The following is a 2,432-nucleotide window of genomic DNA, read 5'->3' on the forward strand; positions in this document are numbered from 1 at the left end:
CCCGCAGAAATGCATCTTGCCGGACAGCATCGTCCGGTAGCCGCCCGCGCGCAGGTAGTGTGCGAACGTCAGCGTTTGCGCCGGCAATTCGGCGGCGTTATCGTAGGCGCCGATCCCCGACGGCAGCTTGCCGGTCAGCAGCGAGAAGCGCGACGGCGCGCACAAAGGGCTCGCGCAGTACGCGGCGTCGAACACCACGCCTTCGGCGGCGAGCCGGTCGAGCGTCGGCGTACGGGCGACGCGGTTGCCGTACGCCGGCAGCGCGAACGGCGTGAGCTGGTCGGCCATCAGGATCAGGATGTTGGGTGTCGGGTTCGTCATCGGCGATCGTGGGGAAAGCGGTGTTCGAATGGAACGGCGCGCCGCCTTGGCAGCGAGACGTCCGGCATGACGGAGGCGGTCCGCAGAAACTGCCGCGCGCAGGGGCCGCGCTGGCTAGAATTGCCGAATGCATTGCGCGGCGGCGCGCGAAGCGCATGTGCCGTACCGTCCGCTGCACTATCGCCCGCCCGAATTCACGCGGGTAGGCGTCCGGCCCTTATGGGGCCATTAGAGGGACTTATGTCGAAACCCGAACCGTTACCGTCGATGCAGGCGCTGCGCGCGTTCGAATCGGCTGCCCGGCTGGCGAGCTTCACGGCCGCCGCGCGCGAGCTCGGCTCGACGCAGCCGGCCGTGAGCCAGCAAGTGTTCCAGCTCGAAGCCGAACTCGGCGTGCCGCTGTTCGAACGCAGCCCGCGCGGCGTCACGCTGACGGCCGACGGCCAGTGCCTGTACGAAGCCGTGCGGCTGAGCCTCGACACGCTGCGCGGCGCAACCGCGACGTTGCGCGCGCGCCGCGAGCACGGCGCACTCACGATCGTCACCGACTTCGGTTTCGCGACCTACTGGCTGATGCCGCGCCTGGCCGGGCTGAAACGCGTGATGCCGGACGTCGACGTGCGCGTCGTCACGTCACAGGATTACGACGCGCAACGCGACCACGGCGACATCGCGGTCCTGTTCGGCGACGGTCACTGGCCGTCGTGCACGGCCGCGCGGCTGTTTCCGGAATCCGTCACGCCCGTCTGCTCGCCCGCGTTCCGCGATGCGCACCGGGGCGTCGCGCGGGCCGAGCACCTGCTCGCGCTGCCGCTGCTGCACGTACAGCCGACGCGCCCCGAGCGCTGGCTGTCGTGGTCGGGCTGGTTCGACGCGCACGGGCTCGAATCGCCGGCCGCCACCCGCGGCGTGACCTTCAACAGCTATGCGCTCGTGATCCATGCGGCGCTGCTCGGCGAAGGCGTCGCGCTCGGCTGGGCGCCGCTCGTCGACGAACTCGTCGCGGCCGGCCAGCTCGTGAAGCTGGTCGATGCGCCCGTCGTCACGTCGCGCGGCTACTTCCTGGTGCGCCCGCCACAGCGGCCCGAGCCGGACGCGACCCACGTGTTCCGGCGCTGGCTGCTCGACGCGTGCGCGGCGGCCTGACGCAGCACGCGCCTTCGCGTCCGTTCCGCTTCTCCGCGCCCCTTCCCCGCTCCCGCCCGCTGGCGCACCGATACCAGCCACACGGCGCGTTGGTTCTATCCGCGCTGAAATCGTCCTGATTTACTTGAGCCTCCCGCTACCCGCGCGGCGCGGCGCTGTCGTGCGCCGCCGCGCGGCCGTGCGCCCTGCCATTCGAGGAGTCTCATGACCGCCGAGCACCGCCCCGATCAATTCGTCCTGACACTGTCGTGCCCGAGCGCGGCCGGTCAGGTCGCCGCCGTCGTCGGCTTTCTCGATCGCCATCGCTGCTACGTCGATGCGCTGAACGTGTTCGACGACGATCTCAGCAACCGCTTCTTCGTGCGCTGCGTCTTTCATCCGACGGATGAAACGCTGCAGATCGACGCGCTGCGCCAGGAATTCGCGCCAATCGCGGCCGGACTCGGCGGCCACGATGGCGACAACCAGTGGGCGATCCACGACGTCAATGCGCGGCCGAAGGTGCTGATCATGGTGTCGAAGCTCGAGCACTGCCTCGCGGATCTGCTGTTCCGCTGGCGCATGGGCGAGCTGAAGATGGACATCGTCGGCATCGTGTCGAACCATCCCGATTTCGAGCCGCTCGCCGCGCAGCACGGGCTACCGTTCCGCCACTTCCCGATCACGGCCGACACCAAGGCGCAGCAGGAAGCGCAATGGCTCGACTTCTTCGAATCGAGCGGCGCGGAGCTCGTGATCCTCGCGCGCTACATGCAGGTGCTGTCGCAGGAGACGAGCGCGAAGCTCGCGAACCGCGCGATCAACATCCATCACTCGTTCCTGCCCGGCTTCAAGGGCGCGAAGCCGTATCACCAGGCGCATGCGCGCGGCGTGAAGCTGATCGGCGCGACCGCGCACTTCGTGACCGACGATCTCGACGAAGGCCCGATCATCGAGCAGGTCGTCGAGCGCGTCGATCATGCGCT

At 68.9% G+C, this 2,432-nt stretch carries 3 protein-coding genes; 2 read left to right on the top strand and 1 reads right to left on the bottom strand.

Annotated features, from left to right (window positions below):
- Nucleotides 1–321, bottom strand: a 321-nt coding sequence (locus JMF90_RS33420) for a sulfatase-like hydrolase/transferase (protein ID WP_201326027.1), incomplete at its 3' end; no start/stop codon positions are given.
- A 240-nt stretch (nucleotides 322–561) separates the two neighbouring features.
- On the opposite strand from JMF90_RS33420, the gene JMF90_RS33425 reads away from it, so the two are divergent.
- Together JMF90_RS33425 and JMF90_RS33430 are read left to right on the top strand one after the other, a co-directional pair.
- Nucleotides 562–1,467 (top strand): choline sulfate utilization transcriptional regulator, encoded by a 906-nt coding sequence (locus JMF90_RS33425; RefSeq protein ID WP_006480666.1) that lies wholly within the window; start codon nucleotides 562–564, stop codon nucleotides 1,465–1,467.
- Nucleotides 1,468–1,671: 204 nt separating this feature from the next.
- Nucleotides 1,672–2,432 (top strand): formyltetrahydrofolate deformylase (locus JMF90_RS33430; RefSeq protein ID WP_201326028.1); only part of this gene is annotated, 761 nt, incomplete at its 3' end.

The organism is Burkholderia sp. E168m23 (genome assembly GCF_016586125.1).
Classification (GTDB): Bacteria; Pseudomonadota; Gammaproteobacteria; order Burkholderiales; family Burkholderiaceae; genus Burkholderia; species Burkholderia orbicola.